Raw genomic sequence first — 17,555 nt, forward strand, 5'->3', positions numbered from 1 at the left:
CTGCTAACCCTGGTCAAGCTGGGAGATGAGGCCAAGGCGCTTCAAGGCCTGGATCGTCGCGCCCTCGCCACGGTGCTGATCAACCCCGAGCCCATTATCCATAACACCCGCGTTCCATCGCCAGCCGCCGCACCAGCGCCAGCACGGCATCGATGGTCGGGGTCGGCTTGTCCGTTAGCCTGCCAAGTTCCTGCACCGCGCTCACCAGCGCGTCGATCTCCATCGGCCGGCCACGCTCCAGGTCCTGCAGCATCGAGGTCTTGTGCTCGCCGACATCGCCGGCGCCCTTGATGCGCCGATCGACCGCGATGGGAAAACGCACGCCGAGGCTTTCGCCGATCGCCTGCGCCTCCAGCATCATGGTGCGGGCGAGCGTGCGGGTGCCCTCGTCGACAACGATCGCGGCAAGCGTGCTGCCGGTCAGCGCCGAGATCGGGTTGAAGGAGAGATTGCCCCACAGTTTTACCCAGATCTCGCTGCGGATGTCTTCGCGCACCGGCGCCTGCAAGCCGCCCTTGACCATCTCCTCGGCCAGAAGCGTGACCCGTTCGCTGCGCTCGCCCGAAGGTTCGCCGAGCGAAAAGCGTTTGCCCTCGACATGGCGGATGAGCCCCGGCGCATCGACCGCGACCGCGGGATAGACGACCGAGCCGATGACGCGGTCCGGTCCAATCCGCTGCCAGATCGCGCCGCCGGGATCGACCGCGTTCAGCCTGGTGCCTTCGAGTGGCCCGCCGACGCCGTGGAAATACCACCACGGCACGCCGTTCTGCATGGTGACGACTGATGTGTGGTCCCCAAGCAGCGGTGCGATCTGGTCGAGCGCCGGGGTGAGGGAATGGGCCTTCAGCGCCAGCACGACATAATCTTGCACGCCAAGTTCCTCGGCCTTGGCGGCGGCCCGGACGGGGACGGACGTCTCCTGGCCATCCTCGATCAGGCGCAGGCCATCTGCCTTGATCGCTTCCAGATGGGCGCCGCGCGCGACGATCGAGAGATCGGTGCGGCCGGCGGCGGCAAGCTTGGCAGCGAGATAGCCGCCGATCGCACCGGCGCCGAAGATGGTGATCTTCATCGTCAAAGCCCGAGTTTGGCGGCAAGGCCGATGCGCTGCAATTTGCCGGTCGCGCCCTTGGGGATCTCGTCCAGGATCAGGATCTTGCGCGGCACTTTGAAGTCGGCAAGCCGCGTCGCGGCATAGGTGCGGATGTCGCCCTCGGTGGCGCTGATGCCTTCGCGCAGCACAACCGCCGCCGCCACCTCCTCGCCAAGCTTGCCATGCGGCATGGCGAAGGTGACGACCTGCGCCACCGCCGGATGGTCCATCAGCACATCGTCGACCTCGAGTGGCGAGATCTTTTCGCCGCCGCGATTGATGATCTCCTTGAGCCGACCGGTGACCCTGAGATAGCCGTCCCCGTCCAGCACGCCCTGGTCGCCGGTGTGGAACCAGCCATGCGCGAAAGCCGTGGCGTTGGCATCCGGGTTCTTTTCGTAGCCCGTCGTGACATTGGGCCCGCGGATGACGATCTCGCCGGTCTCGCCTGCATCGAGCAGCCGCCCGTCGGGCGCCATCACAGCCACCTCCGGCCCGGCGGAGGCACCAACGCTGCCGGGCTTGCGCTGGCCCGGCGGCAGCCGGTTCGAGGCCATCTGGTGAGCCGCCTCGGTCATCCCGTAGGATTCGATCACTGGGCAGCCGAAGGTCGCTTCCAGCTCAGTCATGACCTGCGCCGGCAGCGACGCCGAGGACGAGCGGATGAAGCGCAGGCGCGCCGCCGCCAGCGCCTCGGTGTTGCGTGCCGCGCGGGCCAGGATCGCCTGATGCATGGTCGGCACCGCCGTGTACCAGCTCGGCTGCGCCTCGCTCAGCCACTGGAAGAAGCGCAGCGCGTTGAAACCCGGCGTGCAGTAGATGCTGCCGCCGGCAGCCAGCGACGACAGCACGGCCGCGATCAGGCCGTGAATGTGGAACAGCGGCATGATATTGAGGCAACGGTCATCGGCCGTCAGGCCAAGCGTGCCGCCGATATGAGCTGCCGAGGCCGCGATGTTGGCATGGCTGAGCGGCACCAGTTTTGGACGCGATGTCGTGCCGGAGGTATGCAGCAGCAGCGCAATGTCGCTGTCTTGCGCCATGTCGGGCGCGGCCTTCGGTCCGATCGCCGCGCCCTCGATAGCAAAACTGCCGGCGGGTGTGCCAGGCTGCACGACGAGCCGCAGCACGCCGATGCCGAGGCGCTCGGCCACCGTCACCGCGGGGCCGGTCTCACCCTCCGCGACAAGGATCGCCTTGGCGCCGATGTCGGTCAGGTAGAAATCGAGCTCGTCGGCCCGGTAGGCGGGGTTGAGCGGCGCCGTAGAGGCGGCGGCCGCCACGGCGACGAAGGCGGTGGCCATCTCGGGCCCGTTCGGCAGCACGATCGCCACCCTGTCGCCGCGGCCGATGCCGCGCGCATGCAGCTGTTTTGCCGTGTCGGCGATCATGCTGCGCAATCCGCCATGGCTGAGCGTTGCCCTATCGGGCGCCAGAATGGCGGGGGCGTCGTCGGCGCCGGCGGCGAGACGGCGGGAGAGATCTGCGTGGGTTTCAGTTTGGGTCATGATCACCGGCTGGATTTCGAACGATTACTGGCGAGAGCCCTTCTGACGGGCTTGCCTCGATATGGGCGCCATTGGACAACGGATCGCCTCAATAGCCAAGCGCCAAACCATCCTTGCGTGGATCGGAAGCGCCGGTCAGCGTCCCCTTCTCCCAGTCGATCAGCACCACTTGCCCGCCGCCAAGCGGATGATGCGGTTCGGCGATGCGGTGGCCGCGCCGGCGCAGGCCCTCGGTTGCATCAGTGGGAACGCCACGCTCGGCTTCCACTGTGTCATCGTTGTAAAACACCCTCGGCGCATCCAGTGCCTGCTGCGGGTCCATGCCGAAATCGATCATGTTGGTGAGCAGGTGGACATGGCCAAACGGCTGGTAACCGCCGCCCATGACGCCGAACGGCATCACCACGCGGCCGTTCTTCGTCGCCATGCCCGGCATGATCGTGTGCATCGGCCGCTTGCCCGGCGCGATCGCGTTCGGATGCGCCGGGTCGAGGCGGAAGCTCGAACCACGGTTCTGCAGCACGATACCGGTCTTCGGGCCGACGACGCCACTGCCGAACGAATAATAGGTCGAGTTGATGAAGGAGACCGCGTTGCGGTCGCGGTCGACGATGGAGATATAGACCGTGTCGCTGCCGGGCAGCTCGACGCGCGGCAGATGCGTCATGGCGCGGTCGCGGTCGATCTCGGCGCGTAGCCGGTCGGCATAGGCGCCGGACAGGAGCTGCTTCAGGGGCACCGGGACATGGTCCTGGTCGCCGACATAGCGGTCGCGGTCGCGGTAAGCCAGGCGCCCGGCCTCGATCTCCAGATGCAGGCGTTCGGCGCCGTTGGGGTCGAGCCCGCCAAGCTCGAAGCCCGACAGCAAATTGAGCATCAAAAGCGCCGTCAGCCCCTGATTGTTCGGCGGCATCTGGTGGATCTCATGGCCGCCATAGGAGGTGCTGACCGGCGCCACATAGTCGCCTCTGGTCGCGGCGAAATCCTCGGCCGTATGAAGTCCGCCCAATTCGTTAAGCCGGCTCACCATATCGTCGGCGACCGCGCCTTCGTAGAAGCCGGACCGGCCGTGTTTGGCGATGATGCGCAAGGTCGCCGCCAGTTCCGGCTGCCGATGGACGTCACCCGCCTTCGGCGCCCTGCCGCCGGGCAGGAAGATGCGCGCGGCATGCTCGTCGGCCGACAGGTCGGTCTCCGGCTCGGCCCAGTCGAAGGCGACGCGGTCGTGCACGACATAGCCGTTCTCGGCATAGTGAATGGCCGGCGTCAGCGCCTCGGCAAGGCCCTTGCGGCCATGGTCTTCGAGCAGGCGGCTCCAGGCGTCGACGGCGCCCGGTACGGTGACCGCATGCGGACCCTGCAGCGGGATGCGGTCGAAGCCTTTTTCGAGATACCAGCCGACCGTCGCCCTGGCCGGCGCTCGCCCCGAGCCGTTGAAGGCCAGCACATTGCCTTGTCCTCCGGGAGAATAAAGCACGAAGCAGTCGCCACCGATGCCCGTCGATTGCGGCTCGACCACACCCTGCACGGCGGCGGCGCAGACCGCGGCGTCCATGGCATTGCCGCCGGAGCGCAGCATGTCGATGGCCGCAAGCGTTGCAAGCGGATGCGAGGTCGCGGCAACCGCCTCGGTGGCACGAACCGGCGAGCGGCCGGGAAACTGGAAATCACGCATTCTGTCTGAATATCCCCTAGTCACTTCTGCAAATTGGTCGCTTCTGCGAATTGATCTGGTGAAATCAATGCCGCCGGCCGAAGATCTGCGCAACCGACAACAGCACGACCGACAGAACGATCAGGCAGGTCGAGATGGCGGCGATCGTCGGGTCGATCTGGTCGCGCAGCGCATTGAACATACGGCGCGTCAATGTCGTCGTCTCGCCGCCCGAGATGAACAGCGACACCACCACTTCGTCGAAGGAGGTGATGAAGGCAAACAGCGCGCCCGAGACAATCGAGAAGCGGATCTGCGGCATCGTCACCTGCCAGAAGGCGGCGACGCGGCCGGCGCCGAGGCTGCGCGCCACGCGCTCCTGGTTCATGTCGTAGGAGCGCAATCCCGACAGCACGGTCAGCACCACCAACGGCAGCGCCTGCACCGTATGCGCGATGACCAGGCCGGTCAGCGTGTTGTTGAGGCCGATGCGCGCATAGAGGAAGAAGGTGCCGATGCCGATCAGGATCACAGGGACGATGAGCGACGCCGTCAGCAGCGCGTTGATGGTGCCGTTGAAGCGCAGCGTGCCCCGGTTGATGGCATAGGCGGCCGCGGTGCCGAGCGGCGTCGCCACCAGCACGGTCATGACAGCCACCTTGACCGAGACGATCGTGGCATCGCGCCACTCCAGCGACCCGAAATAGGCTTGGTACCAGCGCAGCGACCATTGCTGCGGCGGGAATTGCAGCAGCGTCGAATCGGAAAACGACATGATGACGATGATGATCGACGGTGCGATCAGGAACAGCAGCACGAGGCCGCCGAAGCAATAGAGCCATAGGCGTTGCCGGTGCGAGATAGGCAGGCCGAGATCCCTACTCATCTCGAACTCCACACGCCGGTGGCACGCGCGCCGAGCAGCCACTGGAACAGGCCGAGAAGCGCCAGCGTCACCACCAGCAGCACCACGCCCAGTGCTGCACCCGCGCCCCAGTTTGAATAGAGGCTGGTGGTCTGTTCCATGCGCATCGCCCACATGATGACCTTGCCGCCGCCCATCAAAGCCGGCGTGACGAAGAAGCCCAGGCAGAGCACGAAGACGATGACCACGCCCGAGGCGAGGCCTGGCAGCGACAGCGGAAAGAAGATCTGCCGGAAGGTGGCAGCCGGGCCGGCGCCGAGATTCATGCCGGCGCGCAGGCAGTCGGTGTCGATGGTCTTCATCGAGGCGTAGAGCGGCAGCACCAAGAACGGCAGCAAGATGTGCGTCATGCCGATGACGACGCCGGAAAAATTGTTGGCGAGCGATAGCGGCTGGCTGATGATTCCGAGATCGATCAGCCAGCTGTTGATCAGTCCCTTGCGCTGCAGGATCACCAGCCAGGCATAGGTGCGCACCAGAACCGATGTCCAGAACGGCAGGATGACGAAGATCAGGCAGATCGACGCCGCCCGCCGCGGCAGTTGCGACAGCATGTAGGCCAAGGGATAGCCGAGCAGCACGCAGGCGCCGGTGACGATGAAGGCGACCTTGAAGGTGGTGATGAAGGTCTTGATGTAGGAGGCCTGCTCGAAGAATCGCGCATAATTGGCGGCGCTGAAGCCGCCCGCTTCGTCGAACAGCGACAGCCAGAACAGCCAGCCGATCGGCACGATGATGATGGCGAAGACCAGAAGCAGGCTTGGCGACAACAGCGCCAGCAGCCGTAGTGATTCACGCCGGGCGTCGGCGTGAAGTCCCTGCGTGTTGAGCTCCCGGCCTGCGGCGCTGCCGATCTCTTCCATGAGGGCGGGCTGCGCGCTCATCAGTCTGCCGCCACCAGGATCGTGTCCTGCGCATCGAGACCGAATGAGACTGGCTGGCCGGGCGCCGGCATTTTGGCCAGCACATCGCTGCGGCAGTAGTCGCGCAAAGTCAGCTGGCGGCCGTCGCGCAACGCCGCGTAGCAGACGAAGCTGTCGCCCTGATAGATGATGTCGCTGACTTTCGCCTCGAGCACGTTGACGCCGCTTGTCGGTTCGGCGTCTGCCAGGAGCCGCAGCTTTTCCGGCCGCACCACCATCAGGTGCTGGCCTGCCGCCGGCACTGGTGCCGCGGTATGGATTCTCCGGTCCTCGTACCAGACGGAGCCGTTGCGGCACTCGACCGGAATGAAATTCGATTCGCCGATGAAGCCGGCTACAAATCGCGTTTGCGGCCTGGCGTAGAGGGTTTCAGGCTTGTCGAGCTGTTCGATGCGCCCGGCGTTCATGACCGCGATGCGGTCGGACATGGTGATGGCTTCGCGCTGGTCGTGCGTGACATAGACGGTGGTCATGCCGAGCCGGCGATGCAGGGCGCGCAGCTCGATCTGCATGTGCTCGCGCAGGCCCTTGTCGAGCGCCGACAAGGGTTCGTCCATCAGCACGATGCGCGGCTCGAAGACGATGGCGCGTGCCAGCGCCACACGCTGTCGCTGGCCGCCGGAAAGCTGGTCGACCCGGCGTTCGCCCAGGCCCTGCAATTTCACCAGATCGAGCGCCTTCTCGACACGTTCGGCCGTCTCGGCGGCGGCGACGCCGCGCTGCTTCAGCGGAAAGGCGATGTTGTGGAAGACGTTCATGTGCGGAAACAGCGCGTAGTTCTGGAACACCATGCCGATGTTGCGCTTGTGCGGCGGCGTGGTGATGATCTCGTCGCCGCCGACCTTGATCGAGCCGGCATTGGCCCGCACGAAACCGGCCAGGATCATCAGCAGCGTCGTCTTGCCGGAACCGGAAGGGCCGAGCAGCGTCAGGAATTCGCCGGCCTCGACATCGAGGTTAAGGTCGCGCAGCACCGGGACGCTGCCAAATCGTTTCTCGATCCCGCGCATGCCGATGGGCAACGCGGATGGCGCAATGGACAAGATTTTTCGCTCCTTAGCCGCAGAGAACAGGTGGCGAGGCAGTGGCTGGTTACGCTGCCCGCCGTAAGCTTGTGTCCGCGGCCTATTGCTGGACCAGATTGTTGAACTTCTCCGTCGCCTCGACCAGATTGTCGCGCCAGAACTCGGCGTCCTGCAGCACCTGTTTCTTGACGTTTTCGGGCGCCGAATTGATGTCCTTGATCCTGTCCTGCGGGATCTTGCCGGTCTCGAAAGCCTTCTCGTTTACTGGGCCATTGTCGACGTAGAGCGGCAGATTGGCCTGCAGCTGCGGGCTGACGAACATCGCAAGCGCCTTCATCGCGGCTTCCTTGTTCTTGGCACCCTTGGGGATGACCATGCAGTCGGCGGTCAGCACGCCCTGGTCGAAGGAGAAACTGACCGGCGCGCCTTCCTTCTTCAAGGTGCCGGCGCGGCCGTTCCAGATGCTCGCCATGTCGACTTCGCCGTCTTTCACCAGTTGCATGGCCTGCGCGCCGGAGGTCCACCAGGCGTCGACATGGCCACGGATCTTGTCGACGGATTTCAGCGCGCCGTCGACATCCACGGGATAGACCTTGTCGATCGGCAGGCCCGAGGCGAGAGCCGCGACGCTCAGCGTTTCGGTCGCCTGGCTGCCGCTCAACGCGCGCCGTCCCGGGAATTTTTCCACGTTCCAGAAGTCGGCCCAGGTCTTGGGGCCTTTGTCGCCGAACACGTCGGTCCGGTAGATCAGCACGACGGAGGTGTAGGAAATGCCGACCCAGTCATCATGGACAAGCTTCGGGTTGATGCCGCTCTTGTCGATAATGCCGTAGTCGAGCTTCTCGAACAGCCCTTCCTTCGAGCCGCGTGCGCATTCGTCGGCGCCAAGCTCGGTGATGTCCCATTTCACCGCATTGCCGGTTACCTGCAGCCGTACGTCGTCGAGGCCGTTGGTGGTGTCCTCCTTGATGGTGATGCCGAGCGCGTCGGCGGTCGGCTTGAAAAACGCCTTGGTCTGCGCCTCCTGGTAGGTGCCGCCCCATGAGGCGACGGTGATGGTGTCGCCCGCCATGGCGGGGGCCGCCAGCGAGGCCATGAGGCCTGCCATCGCGGCAATGCTAACGCTTCTGGTCCTGTTCATTTTCGGCTCTCCAACCGGTGTTCCCATTGTTTTTGATTTCGCATGCTATTTTGTATACAATTTTGAGTGTAGCTTGGGGATCAGCGATGTCAACACCGATCGGCGCGCCTGGGGCCGTCAACCCGGGCTGGGAGATGGGGCGCCGGGGCGTGGCAAACCGCGCCGACTTTGAATACAGCTATGCGTGAGAACATATGCCGGCGGAAAGACCGGAGAACTGGAAACGGAACTTGGCCAAGGAAACCAAAAACACGCTGCGCGACTCGGTCTATTCCGCGCTCAAGGCGATGATCGTGACCGGCCAGATTCCGCCGGGCTCACGCGTCACCGAAAACGACATCGCGGCGAAGCTGACTGTCAGCCGCACCCCGGTGCGCGAGGCCTTCAACCGCCTCGAGCGCGACGGCCTGGTCACCGGCCGGCCGCGCCAGGGCTATGTCGTCACCGAGTTCGACATCAACATGTTCCGCGAGGCCTTCGAGATCCGCGAACTGCTCGACGGCCACGCGACGGCACTGGCCGCCGCTGCTGCGACGGAACAGGACAAGGCGCGGCTGCGTGCCATGCTGGCCGAATGCGAGCGGCTGGCCGCCATTCCGGAGCGCACCACGCGCGAAAAATTCCAGGAGCTCGAAGTCGGCATCGACCTGCACCGCGTCATCGCCGAAATCAGCGGCAATGCGATGCTGCATGGCATGCTGTGCGGCATCCTCGACAAGTGCCAGCACTATGTCTGGACCGAACTGTTGTGGCTCGACGAATGGAAGATCGCCCGCGACGAGCATGCCGAGATCGTCGAGGCGATCTGCGCCGGCGATGCCGCCCGAGCCGGCACGCTGGCCCGCGCCCACGTAAGGGGCTCGCGCGACAATGTGCTGCGCCTGCTGCAGGCGAAATCGGACTACCAGAGTTTTCTGGCCAAGGCGTCCTGAGCGGCGCTGGTGGCGGCGTCAGATGGTCCGAGCGGCCATGGATATTGCTATCGACAGCACTACTATATGTCTCACGAACTGCGACGAGGACGGTCCAGTGCTTCCCTCGACAGGGCTCGATCGGTTGAGCGCATTTTCGGATGGCGTGTTCGCCGTCCTCATCACGGTGCTGGTCCTCGACTTGCGCCCGCCGGAGTTGCCGACGTTCAAGGCGCTTCTGGAGCTCTGGCCGACATGGCTGAGCTACAGCGTCAGCTATCTCTTCATCGCCATCGTCTGGGCGAACCATCATCATCTGTTACGCCACGCCAGGGAGGCGACAGCCAGCCTGATGTGGTACAATTTCGCGCATCTGTTCTCGGTTTCGCTGCTGCCGCTGGCGACCGCGTGGATGGCGGTCAGCGAGCTGGCGCCGCAGCCGGTCGCCTTCTATGCCGCCGTCTTCTTCCTGGTGAACCTGACCTACATTCTTCTGATCCGCGAACTCATCGACCCGATGCCGGAGAACGCGGTTCCGCTCGCGGTGCGCAAGCGCATGCGCATCCGGTCGCTCGCGACGCTCTGCCTATTCGCGCTGGCGGGGCTGGTCGCCCTGAAATATCCAGTCGCGGGCTTGGCGATCTGTTGCTGCTGCTTGGCCGTCTATCTCAGGCCGGAAGCGCCGGGGGCAGGCAAAAGCTCGGGCAAAGGCTGAATTCTCGCACCCGACGCGTTGGACGGCTTCAGCCCTTGCGCTCCTGAAGGCTGTTGCCGCCATCGACCACCAGCAGGGCGCCGTTGACATAGCTGGCGCCTTCCGAGGCCAGGAACACGACCGCGGCGGCCACCTCATCCGGTCGCCCGGCCCGCGCCGGCGGCGTATTCAGGGCGGCTTGCCGCTCCATCTCGCTCGACGACCCTGTTTCGATCCAGCCGGGAGCCACTGCGTTGGCCGTGATGCCGTTTTTCGCCACTTCGAGCGCCAGCGTGCGTGTCAGGCCGACCATGCCGGCCTTGGCGGCGGAATAGGCTGATGTGCCTTCGAAAGACACCAGCGGTCCGGTGACTGACGCCACATTGACGATACGCCCATAGCCCGCTTCGACCATCGCCGGCAGAAACGCCTTCGTGACGAGGAATGCCGTCTTCAGGCTGACGTCGATCCCATGGTCCCAGTCGGCCTCGGTCATGGCGAGAAACGCCTTGTCGACCGATGGCGATGCCAGCGAGCCCATGCCGGCATTGTTGACAACGATATCGACCGCGCCGACATCAGCCCGCAACCGCGCGACATCGGCAGCTATGGTGAGATCGGCGACCACGGCCTTGGCGTCGATGCCTTCTGCACGGAGCTCAACGGCGCGATCGAGCACACGCCCACTGGCACCGGTGAGAAAAACGGCATGGCCGGCATGGCCGAGCTGGCGGGCAATGGCGAAACCGATGCCGTCGGCCGCTCCGGCCCCGGTGATCAAAGCGCGCTTGATGGGGGTAGAGGTCATGGTCAAATCAGGCTCCGCTGGTTGCGCCTGTCGCGGTCTTACCACGCACATTGGGGTGATGGCGCTGCGAAGATTTGCTCTGCAACATCCCGCCCGCTGTGCGTTCTCGACGTGCGAAGACGAGCCGAACGAGGCGTGGCGATAGAGCGGGCGTGGGAAGGACGATCTTGATGCCCGAGATCCGGAAAATACCGTATCTTCCGCAGGTGGGTGCTATGCGAGCGGGGCGAAACGGGCTCGGCGTGCAGCCAATCGCGCGGGTTAGATCCTCTTGTCTCAATTCCGATGTCGTAGCGCGTCGACGATGACCTTGAACGCGGGAAGATTCTGACGACGGCTCGGATAATAGAGGAAATAGCCGTCGAAGAACGGCGACCAATCGTCGAGGACCTGCACCAGCAGGCCCGAGGCGATGTGCCGCTCCACGATGTTCTCGGGCACATAGGCGATGCCGTAGCCGTGCACGGCTGCGTCGATCATGGCATAGGAATTGTTGAAGGTCAGCTGGCCGTTTACCCGGACGCGCAACGCCTGCCCATCCTTCTCGAACTCCCATGCATAAAGACCGCCGGCGGTCTCGTGACGCATGTTGATGCAGACGTGGCGGATCAGGTCCTGTGGGTGCTCAGGCACACCACGCGCGGCGAAATAGTCGGGAGAAGCCACGGCCACCAAACGCCAGTCCGGACCAATTCGGACCGCGATCATGTCCTTCTCGACGCTCTCTCCCAACCGGACGCCCGCGTCGAAGCCCTCCTCGACGATGTTGCGGAACGTGCTGTCCAGGATCAGTTCGACACCGATATCGGGATAGGCGCTGAGGATCGGCTTCAGCTTGGGCCAAACCACGCTTTCAAGCGCGTGGTCGGACAGCGTCAGCCTGATCGAGCCCGAGGGTTTTTCACGAAACGCCATCAACGCGGCGATCTCATCCTCGATTTCGCCGATGCGCGGGGCGATCGTCTGTAACAGCCGCTCGCCTGCGGCGGTCGTCGCGACATTGCGCGTGGTGCGGGTCAGGAGGCGTATGCCCATTTGCGCTTCGAGCTGCTTGATCCTGTGACTGAGCGTCGACTGCGCGACGCCGAGCTTTGCCGCCGCCTTGGTGAAGCTGCGCTCCTCGGCGACGGCCTGAAACCACGTCAGTTGATTGAGGTCGGTTTTGGCCATGAGCTTCTCTCGTTTGCCATGCCGCAGCACATTATTCGATGTGGTCGATTAGTTCATGCGAATTTCGATGGCTAATCGCTTTATGGCAAAGCCACTAGTTTTGCGTTGCAACAATTCAGCAGGAGCAAACGACATGGCGATTGCCGCCGCAACCGATGCGGATAGCAAACCGGACGCCGCCTGGGGCGCGGTTCTTTCGATGGCACTGTGTGTGGCAATGCTGATCGCCTCGGAATTCATGCCGGTCAGCCTGCTCACCCCCATGGCCGAAGGATTGCGCGCAACTGAGGGACAGACCGGACAGGCGATATCGATCAGCGGTCTTTTCGCCATAGCGGCGAGCATGGTCATCACCACTGCCGCTGGAACGCTGAACCGCAAATGGGTCTTGGTCGCGATGACGGCTTTCATGCTGTTGTCACTGGTTCTGGTTGCGGCGGCCCCGAATTTCTCCGTGCTGATGCTCGGTCGAGGCCTGTTGGGCATCTGCATCGGCGGCTTCTGGGCACTGGCCACCGCCGTCATCATGCGGCTGGTCCCTGAAAGGGATGTGCCGCGCGCGCTCGCCTTGATGTATGGCGGACAGGCGATCGCTGCGGCCTTCGCCGCGCCGATCGGCAGCTATCTCGGCGCCGTGTTCGGCTGGCGCGCGGTGTTCTGGGCGCTGACGCCAATCGTCGCCATCAACCTCGTCTGGCACTTGATCGCGCTGCCGTCGTTGCCCGCGCGCCAGCGGCAGGATTTCCGGACGATGTTCGGCCTGCTGAAGCGCCCCCATTTCCTGCGCGGCCTTATTGCCTCGATGTTATCCTGGGGCTCGGCCTTCACCATGTTCACCTATCTCCGCCCCTTCCTGGAGCAGGTGACGGGCGTCAACGTGGGGACGCTCTCGATCCTGTTGCTTGTACTGGGCTGTGCGGGCTTCCTCGGAACATGGGCGGCAGGGCGTATCGTGAGCGGCAATGTCGCACCGCTGCTGCGGTTGCCCGCGCTGCTGATGGGCGGTTGCACGCTGGGACTCCTGCTTCTCGGCGGTTCGGTAGCCGCCGCCGGCCTCTTCCTTGCTCTCTGGGGCGCGGCGAACACCGCAATGTCTGTGATCTGGATGACGTGGATGTCCCAAAACGCGGACGATGCGCCGGAAGCCGCCGGAAGCCTGATGGTCGCAGCCATCCAGGCGTCGATCCTGCTCGGTGCCGTGGTCGGCGGGCTGCTGCTGGATGGCATGACGGTCTTCGCGACCTTCGCCGGCAGCGTGGTTCTCGCCGGCCTTGCAATCGCCCTGATCGGCAATGGCCGGCGGTTGCTGAAGCCCGGACGCCCCGCACTGACGTTCGTTCAACGAACTGCCCAATCCCAATTCATACCAACAGGAGATCGGAAATGCCCATGAATACCCCTGACACGAAAAATTCGGCAAGCGTCATCCACCGGCGCGAACTGTTGAAGTTGACCGGCGCAGGCGTCGCCGCCTTCGGTGCAGTTTCAATATCCAACCCCTTCAAAGCAAAGGCTCAGAATATGTCAAAGCAATGGGATAAGGTCTTTCCGCTCAGCGATAAGATCGATCACGAGAAGATCACATTCAAGAACCGCTACGGCATCACACTGTCGGGTGATCTCTATCTGCCGAAGGACCGGGCCGGTGGACGTCTGCCGGCGCTTGCCGTCGGCGGTCCGTTCGGCGCTGTTAAGGAACAATCCTCTGGCCTTTACGCGCAGACGATGGCCGAGCGCGGCTTCGTCGCACTGGCTTTCGATCCGTCCTACACCGGCGAAAGCGGCGGCGAGCCGCGCAATCTCGCTTCGCCGGACATCAACACCGAGGATTTCAGCGCGGCCGTCGACTATCTCGGCCTGCACCCCGCCGTCGACCGTGAGCGCATCGGCGTCATCGGCATCTGCGGCTGGGGCGGTATGGCTTTGAATGCCGTCGCCGCAGACAAGCGCGTCAAGGCCGTGGTGGCGAGCACCATGTACGACATGACCCGTGTTATGTCGAAGGGCTACAACGACAGCGTGACCCCCGAACAGCGCGCACAGACATTGGAGCAACTGGGTCGGCAGCGTTGGACGGATGCGGAAAACGGCGCGCCAGCCTATCAACCACCCTACAACGACCTGCACGGCGGCGAGGCGCAGTTCCTGGTCGACTACCATGACTATTACAGGACGCCGCGCGGCTACCATGCGCGCGCGGTCAACTCAGGCAATTCCTGGACGCAGACCACGCCGCTGTCGTTCATGAATATGCCGATCCTGACCTACATCGCTGAAATCTCGCCGCGCCCGATCCTGTTCATCCATGGCGAAAAGGCCCATTCGCGCTACTTCAGCGAAACCGCCTTCGCGGCAGCGGCGGAGCCGAAGGAACTCATGATCATTCCAGGCGCCAGCCACACCGATCTTTACGACAAGGTGGACGTGATCCCGTTCGACAAGCTGACCAGCTTCTTCAACCAGCATCTCGCTGCCTGACCAGGTCGTATCGTCGAAGGGTGCGGCCGTGTGCAGGAACGATGGACATGGCCGCACCGACCGGGAGAGCTTTAAATGACACGCGCCGCCGTATGGCTTTCGCGCCGCACCTTGCTGGCAGGTGCTGCCAGCCTCGCGCTCCCCTCTTCGGTGCGCTCTCAGACCGACGCAGCCACGGATAGGAAAGGAGCCACCATGCGCCTTAGATTCATCTTCGGGGATCAGGATTTCACGGCGACGCTGGAGGACAATCCTTCCGCGCACGATCTGGTCTCGATCCTGCCGCTGGATCTGACGATCGACGACTATTCGACCAACGAGAAGATCGCCTACCTGCCGCGCAAGCTCACCGAGGAAGGCAGCGGTCGCTTCGGCAACGAGGCGACTGGCGATCTCTGCTACTACGCCCCCTGGGGCAATCTGGCGATGTTTCATGGTCCCTACCGCTGGTCGCGCGGCCTGATCCGGCTCGGGCGACTGGACCAGGGCCCGGCGCCCCTTCTGACGCGCGGAGAACATCCGCTGCGCGTCGAAATGCTTTCCTGAACCCGGGAAGGCCGCTGCGCATGGGGACAATGCCGCGGATGCCGGAAAACCGAAGCAGGTTTCGAGTGACTGACACACGCCGACCAAGTGGTATGAGCGCCTGCTGACCTCGATCCATGATCTGATACAAATAAATGATGCTCGCCTGTCGGGAGATCGTCGTCGGCACCATCCACATCAATCACCGCTTGGAACTCCGCTCCGGCCGCGTCGGAACTCCGCCAATCTGAAGAGATTCGAACTCTTTACTGCCTAACGCCGCCGTTTCTACGCTTTTTCGCTCGCAGGCTATTCCCCGCTCGTCGCGTAGGCACCAATTCGGCAGCTATATCGTCGCAGGGAAACGATGAATGGTTTTGGCGCGCCCGAAGAGATTCGAACTCCTGACCCCCAGATTCGTAGTCTGGTGCTCTATCCAGCTGAGCTACGGGCGCGCAACAGGCCATGCTTTCCATGACCCCGCGATCCGATCGTGAACGACCGGTCGCGACGAGACGTGTTCCCTAGCGACTGAATTTCCGAAAAGCAAGCCGATCCGGCAAAAGTTTTGTCGCAGGTGTGTCATTCGGCAATGACAGCTCGCTTCTCAGCGCCTCAAAACAACCAAAGCGCATCGTGCTGGGTGGTTCAGACGATGCGCTTTCCATGCATGCCGGCCTCTCAGGGCAAAAGCCCGTTCGCGGGCGACATGTTTCTGGAAGGAAGGGGTGAGACCGAAAAGCTAGGTGTTGCCAAGCGGAAACCGGTCAAGAACCTCAGGCCGGGCGGCGCAGGCCGTTGCGGGCCTGGTCGAGCCGGACCGGCTGGTCGGGGATGGTGACGGCGAATGTGGTGCGCCCGCCAATGCTCTCGACCAGCTCGACCGTGCCGCCATGCGCGCGGATCAGTTCGTGCGCGATCGCCAGGCCAAGGCCGGTGCCGCCGCTGCGCGCCGAGCCGCGAAAGGCCGCGAACAGGTTTTCGCGCGCCTTGGGCGGCAGGCCGGGGCCGGTGTCGCTGACGGCGATGCGGCTGACGCTGCCCAGGCGCACGGCCGACACCGCCAGGCGGCGCACCAGGGCGCTTTCACTGTCGGCCGCCATCGCCTGCACGGAATTCCGGCACAGATTGGTCAGCACCCTGAACAACTGGTCGGAATCGGCATCGACCTCGAAGGCCGGCTCGACCGAATTGACGAACTCGATGCCTTGCTCGATGTCCAGCAGGCCGTGCACGTCCTCGACCAGTTGCCGCAGCCTCAGGCGTCGGCGCGCCGGCGGCGGCTCCTGCGTGCGGCCGTAGTGAAGCACGCCTTCGGAATAAGACACGGCGCGGTCGAGCGCGCGCAGCAGTTTCGGCGCGAAGGCCTGCACCGTCGGATCCTTGACCTGACGCAAGCGGTCCGACATCAGCTGCGCCGAAGCCAGGATGTTGCGCATGTCATGGTTGATCTTGGAAACCGCCAGGCCGAGATCGGCAAGATGCTTCTGCTCGGAGAGCATTTTTTGCAGCCGTTCCTGCATCTGCGACAGCTCGCGCTCTGCAACGCCGATCTCGTCGGCGCGGGCAGCCGGATGGATGATCCGCCCGGGATCGTCAGGGGCTTCGGAGAAAGACAGCATCGAGCGCGTCATCGTCCGGATCGGCCCGATCATGATCAGGTCGATGGCGGCGTAGACCAGCATGGCGGTGAACAGCGAGATCAGCAGCGAGACGAAGGCGACGTTGCGCGAATAGCGCAGCATCGCGTTGCGCAGGCTGTTGTCGGGCATGATAAGCTCGAACTCCTTGTCCGAGTCGCCGACCGGACCGAAGACGCGCAGCATACGGTTGCCGCCGAAAAACAACGTGTCGAGCGCGCCGGTCATGCCCTTGATCATGCCGATCGAGGCGATATCGATGTGTTCGTCGACCTTCGGCGGCATTTCGGCCACCACCAGCAGCCGCGAGACGCCTCCGTCGCGCACCGCGATCGCCTTGGCGCCGATCGCCATCAGCACGTCGTTCTGCGCCGTGCGCGACAGCGAGGTGGGTTCACCCTGCACCAGCACGATCGACACCGCCGCCGCCGTGCTCAGCCGCTCCTTCAGCCAGTTCAGCCGGTAGCTGGCGATCCAGGGCAGGAAGATCAGCACTTCGGCCAGCAGCACGAAGACGATGGTCAGCAGCAGCAGCTTGGTCGACAGGCCGCGCGACAGCGGCACCGTGCGCACGCTGGCCGGCGCCTCGGTGGACCCCGCCGTGCCGATCCCTTCCTGTGCCTGTATGGTTTCGCTCATGCGGCTAATGTCTTCACGATCACTTGATCAACGCAGATTAGGCGATTACGGCTTTTTTGCCAATTTCATCCTTGGTCGCAAACATAACCGGCCTGAATGGCGAAGCTTTCGGCCCGACGACTCCGGATTGACTTCCAAAAGCCTTCTTTCTATAAGCCCGCACACGCTCGGGCCATTCGTCCCGGCGCGGTTTCGATCGCGCCAAAGCCGGCCCGGCAAAGCTCCTGTTACACAGTGACAGAATCAAGAAGGGCCGCACCCCGCGGTATTAAAACAAATGAAGCGTACCTACCAACCGTCTAAACTCGTCCGCAAACGTCGGCACGGCTTTCGTGCCCGCATGGCCACCAAGGGTGGTCGCGGCGTCGTCGCAGCTCGCCGCAACCGCGGTCGCAAGCGGCTCAGCGCCTGAACGGAA

The 17,555-nt window shown here is 63.8% G+C and carries 16 protein-coding genes and 1 tRNA gene; 6 read left to right on the forward strand and 11 right to left on the reverse strand.

Annotated elements, in window-relative coordinates:
* Positions 1-94: 94 nt before the first annotated feature.
* From P3C39_RS11925 to P3C39_RS11955, 7 genes are all read right to left on the reverse strand, one after another.
* Entirely contained in the window at positions 95-1,075 is a 981-nt protein-coding gene (locus P3C39_RS11925) for a 2-dehydropantoate 2-reductase (RefSeq protein WP_275953299.1), read from the reverse strand.
* Positions 1,076-1,077: 2 nt separating this feature from the next.
* Positions 1,078-2,604, reverse strand: coding sequence for an acyl--CoA ligase (locus P3C39_RS11930; RefSeq protein WP_027161128.1), 1,527 nt, complete (start codon positions 2,602-2,604; stop codon positions 1,078-1,080).
* Between the two features lie 88 nt (positions 2,605-2,692).
* On the reverse strand, positions 2,693-4,279 hold the full coding sequence (gene ggt / locus P3C39_RS11935) for a gamma-glutamyltransferase (protein WP_275953298.1): 1,587 nt from the start codon (positions 4,277-4,279) through the stop codon (positions 2,693-2,695).
* Positions 4,280-4,343: 64 nt separating this feature from the next.
* Entirely contained in the window at positions 4,344-5,144 is an 801-nt protein-coding gene (locus P3C39_RS11940) for an ABC transporter permease (protein ID WP_127369843.1), read from the reverse strand.
* Positions 5,141-6,067 carry an ABC transporter permease gene (locus P3C39_RS11945; protein ID WP_275953297.1) on the reverse strand — a complete coding sequence of 309 codons (927 nt, stop codon included), beginning with the start codon at positions 6,065-6,067 and terminating at the stop codon, positions 5,141-5,143. The genes P3C39_RS11940 and P3C39_RS11945 overlap by 4 nt, the downstream gene beginning before the upstream one ends.
* A complete protein-coding gene (locus P3C39_RS11950; protein WP_063169709.1) occupies positions 6,067-7,149 on the reverse strand; it encodes an ABC transporter ATP-binding protein in 1,083 nt (360 codons plus the stop codon). Before P3C39_RS11950 ends, P3C39_RS11945 begins: the two co-directional genes overlap by 1 nt.
* 82 nt (positions 7,150-7,231) lie before the next feature.
* On the reverse strand, positions 7,232-8,272 hold the full coding sequence (locus tag P3C39_RS11955; RefSeq protein WP_275953296.1) for an ABC transporter substrate-binding protein: 1,041 nt from the start codon (positions 8,270-8,272) through the stop codon (positions 7,232-7,234).
* A 230-nt stretch (positions 8,273-8,502) separates the two neighbouring features.
* Between P3C39_RS11955 and P3C39_RS11960 the strand changes: the two genes are divergently transcribed.
* Together P3C39_RS11960 and P3C39_RS11965 are read left to right on the forward strand one after the other, a co-directional pair.
* Positions 8,503-9,204, forward strand: a complete 702-nt coding sequence (locus P3C39_RS11960) for a GntR family transcriptional regulator (RefSeq protein ID WP_164745804.1) — start codon at positions 8,503-8,505, stop codon at positions 9,202-9,204.
* Between the two features lie 124 nt (positions 9,205-9,328).
* The gene (locus P3C39_RS11965; protein ID WP_027161123.1) at positions 9,329-9,898 is read left to right on the forward strand and encodes a TMEM175 family protein; all 570 of its coding nucleotides are present in this window, start codon (positions 9,329-9,331) and stop codon (positions 9,896-9,898) included.
* Positions 9,899-9,926: 28 nt separating this feature from the next.
* On the opposite strand, the gene P3C39_RS11970 is transcribed toward P3C39_RS11965, so the two are convergent.
* Both P3C39_RS11970 and P3C39_RS11975 read right to left on the reverse strand, forming a co-directional pair.
* Positions 9,927-10,685: an SDR family NAD(P)-dependent oxidoreductase gene (locus P3C39_RS11970; protein ID WP_275953295.1), complete on the reverse strand. Its 759-nt coding sequence runs from the start codon at positions 10,683-10,685 to the stop codon at positions 9,927-9,929.
* Between the two features lie 276 nt (positions 10,686-10,961).
* Positions 10,962-11,855 (reverse strand): LysR family transcriptional regulator, encoded by an 894-nt coding sequence (locus tag P3C39_RS11975; RefSeq protein WP_063173508.1) that lies wholly within the window; start codon positions 11,853-11,855, stop codon positions 10,962-10,964.
* Between the two features lie 262 nt (positions 11,856-12,117).
* Here P3C39_RS11975 and P3C39_RS11980 point away from each other — a divergent pair, with 262 nt between their 5' ends.
* The 3 genes from P3C39_RS11980 to P3C39_RS11990 all read left to right on the forward strand — a co-directional run bounded on the left by P3C39_RS11980 (position 12,118) and on the right by P3C39_RS11990 (position 14,879).
* Positions 12,118-13,248, forward strand: coding sequence for an MFS transporter (locus P3C39_RS11980; protein WP_263499100.1), 1,131 nt, complete (start codon positions 12,118-12,120; stop codon positions 13,246-13,248).
* A complete protein-coding gene (locus P3C39_RS11985) occupies positions 13,239-14,333 on the forward strand; it encodes an alpha/beta hydrolase (protein WP_275953294.1) in 1,095 nt (364 codons plus the stop codon). Before P3C39_RS11980 ends, P3C39_RS11985 begins: the two co-directional genes overlap by 10 nt.
* Before the next feature lie 75 nt (positions 14,334-14,408).
* Entirely contained in the window at positions 14,409-14,879 is a 471-nt protein-coding gene (locus P3C39_RS11990) for a cyclophilin-like fold protein (RefSeq protein WP_024502099.1), read from the forward strand.
* Positions 14,880-15,236: 357 nt separating this feature from the next.
* On the opposite strand, the gene P3C39_RS11995 is transcribed toward P3C39_RS11990, so the two are convergent.
* Both P3C39_RS11995 and P3C39_RS12000 read right to left on the reverse strand, forming a co-directional pair.
* Positions 15,237-15,313, reverse strand: a tRNA-Arg gene (locus tag P3C39_RS11995).
* 321 nt (positions 15,314-15,634) lie between these two features.
* A complete protein-coding gene (locus P3C39_RS12000) occupies positions 15,635-17,137 on the reverse strand; it encodes a HAMP domain-containing sensor histidine kinase (RefSeq protein WP_275953293.1) in 1,503 nt (500 codons plus the stop codon).
* A 277-nt stretch (positions 17,138-17,414) separates the two neighbouring features.
* On the opposite strand from P3C39_RS12000, the gene rpmH reads away from it, so the two are divergent.
* Entirely contained in the window at positions 17,415-17,549 is a 135-nt protein-coding gene (rpmH, locus tag P3C39_RS12005; protein WP_008833937.1) for a 50S ribosomal protein L34, read from the forward strand.
* Positions 17,550-17,555 lie beyond the last annotated feature (6 nt).

The sequence above is a fragment of the Mesorhizobium sp. XAP4 genome, assembly GCF_029269325.1.
GTDB lineage: Bacteria > Pseudomonadota > Alphaproteobacteria > Rhizobiales > Rhizobiaceae > Mesorhizobium > Mesorhizobium ciceri.

What these genes read in the sequence shown, in the direction of transcription:
- P3C39_RS11925 (WP_275953299.1), bottom strand. Translation starts at nt 1,075, where the DNA reads ATGAAGATCACCATCTTCGGCGCCGGTGCGATCGGCGGCTATCTCGCT.
- P3C39_RS11930 (WP_027161128.1), bottom strand. Translation starts at nt 2,604, where the DNA reads ATGACCCAAACTGAAACCCACGCAGATCTCTCCCGCCGTCTCGCCGCC.
- ggt (WP_275953298.1), bottom strand. Translation starts at nt 4,279, where the DNA reads ATGCGTGATTTCCAGTTTCCCGGCCGCTCGCCGGTTCGTGCCACCGAG.
- P3C39_RS11940 (WP_127369843.1), bottom strand. Translation starts at nt 5,144, where the DNA reads ATGAGTAGGGATCTCGGCCTGCCTATCTCGCACCGGCAACGCCTATGG.
- P3C39_RS11945 (WP_275953297.1), bottom strand. Translation starts at nt 6,067, where the DNA reads ATGAGCGCGCAGCCCGCCCTCATGGAAGAGATCGGCAGCGCCGCAGGC.
- P3C39_RS11955 (WP_275953296.1), bottom strand. Translation starts at nt 8,272, where the DNA reads ATGAACAGGACCAGAAGCGTTAGCATTGCCGCGATGGCAGGCCTCATG.
- P3C39_RS11970 (WP_275953295.1), bottom strand. Translation starts at nt 10,685, where the DNA reads ATGACCTCTACCCCCATCAAGCGCGCTTTGATCACCGGGGCCGGAGCG.
- P3C39_RS11975 (WP_063173508.1), bottom strand. Translation starts at nt 11,855, where the DNA reads ATGGCCAAAACCGACCTCAATCAACTGACGTGGTTTCAGGCCGTCGCC.
- P3C39_RS11980 (WP_263499100.1), top strand. Translation starts at nt 12,118, where the DNA reads ATGGCCGAAGGATTGCGCGCAACTGAGGGACAGACCGGACAGGCGATA.
- P3C39_RS11985 (WP_275953294.1), top strand. Translation starts at nt 13,239, where the DNA reads ATGCCCATGAATACCCCTGACACGAAAAATTCGGCAAGCGTCATCCAC.
- P3C39_RS11990 (WP_024502099.1), top strand. Translation starts at nt 14,409, where the DNA reads ATGACACGCGCCGCCGTATGGCTTTCGCGCCGCACCTTGCTGGCAGGT.
- P3C39_RS12000 (WP_275953293.1), bottom strand. Translation starts at nt 17,137, where the DNA reads ATGAGCGAAACCATACAGGCACAGGAAGGGATCGGCACGGCGGGGTCC.
- rpmH (WP_008833937.1), top strand. Translation starts at nt 17,415, where the DNA reads ATGAAGCGTACCTACCAACCGTCTAAACTCGTCCGCAAACGTCGGCAC.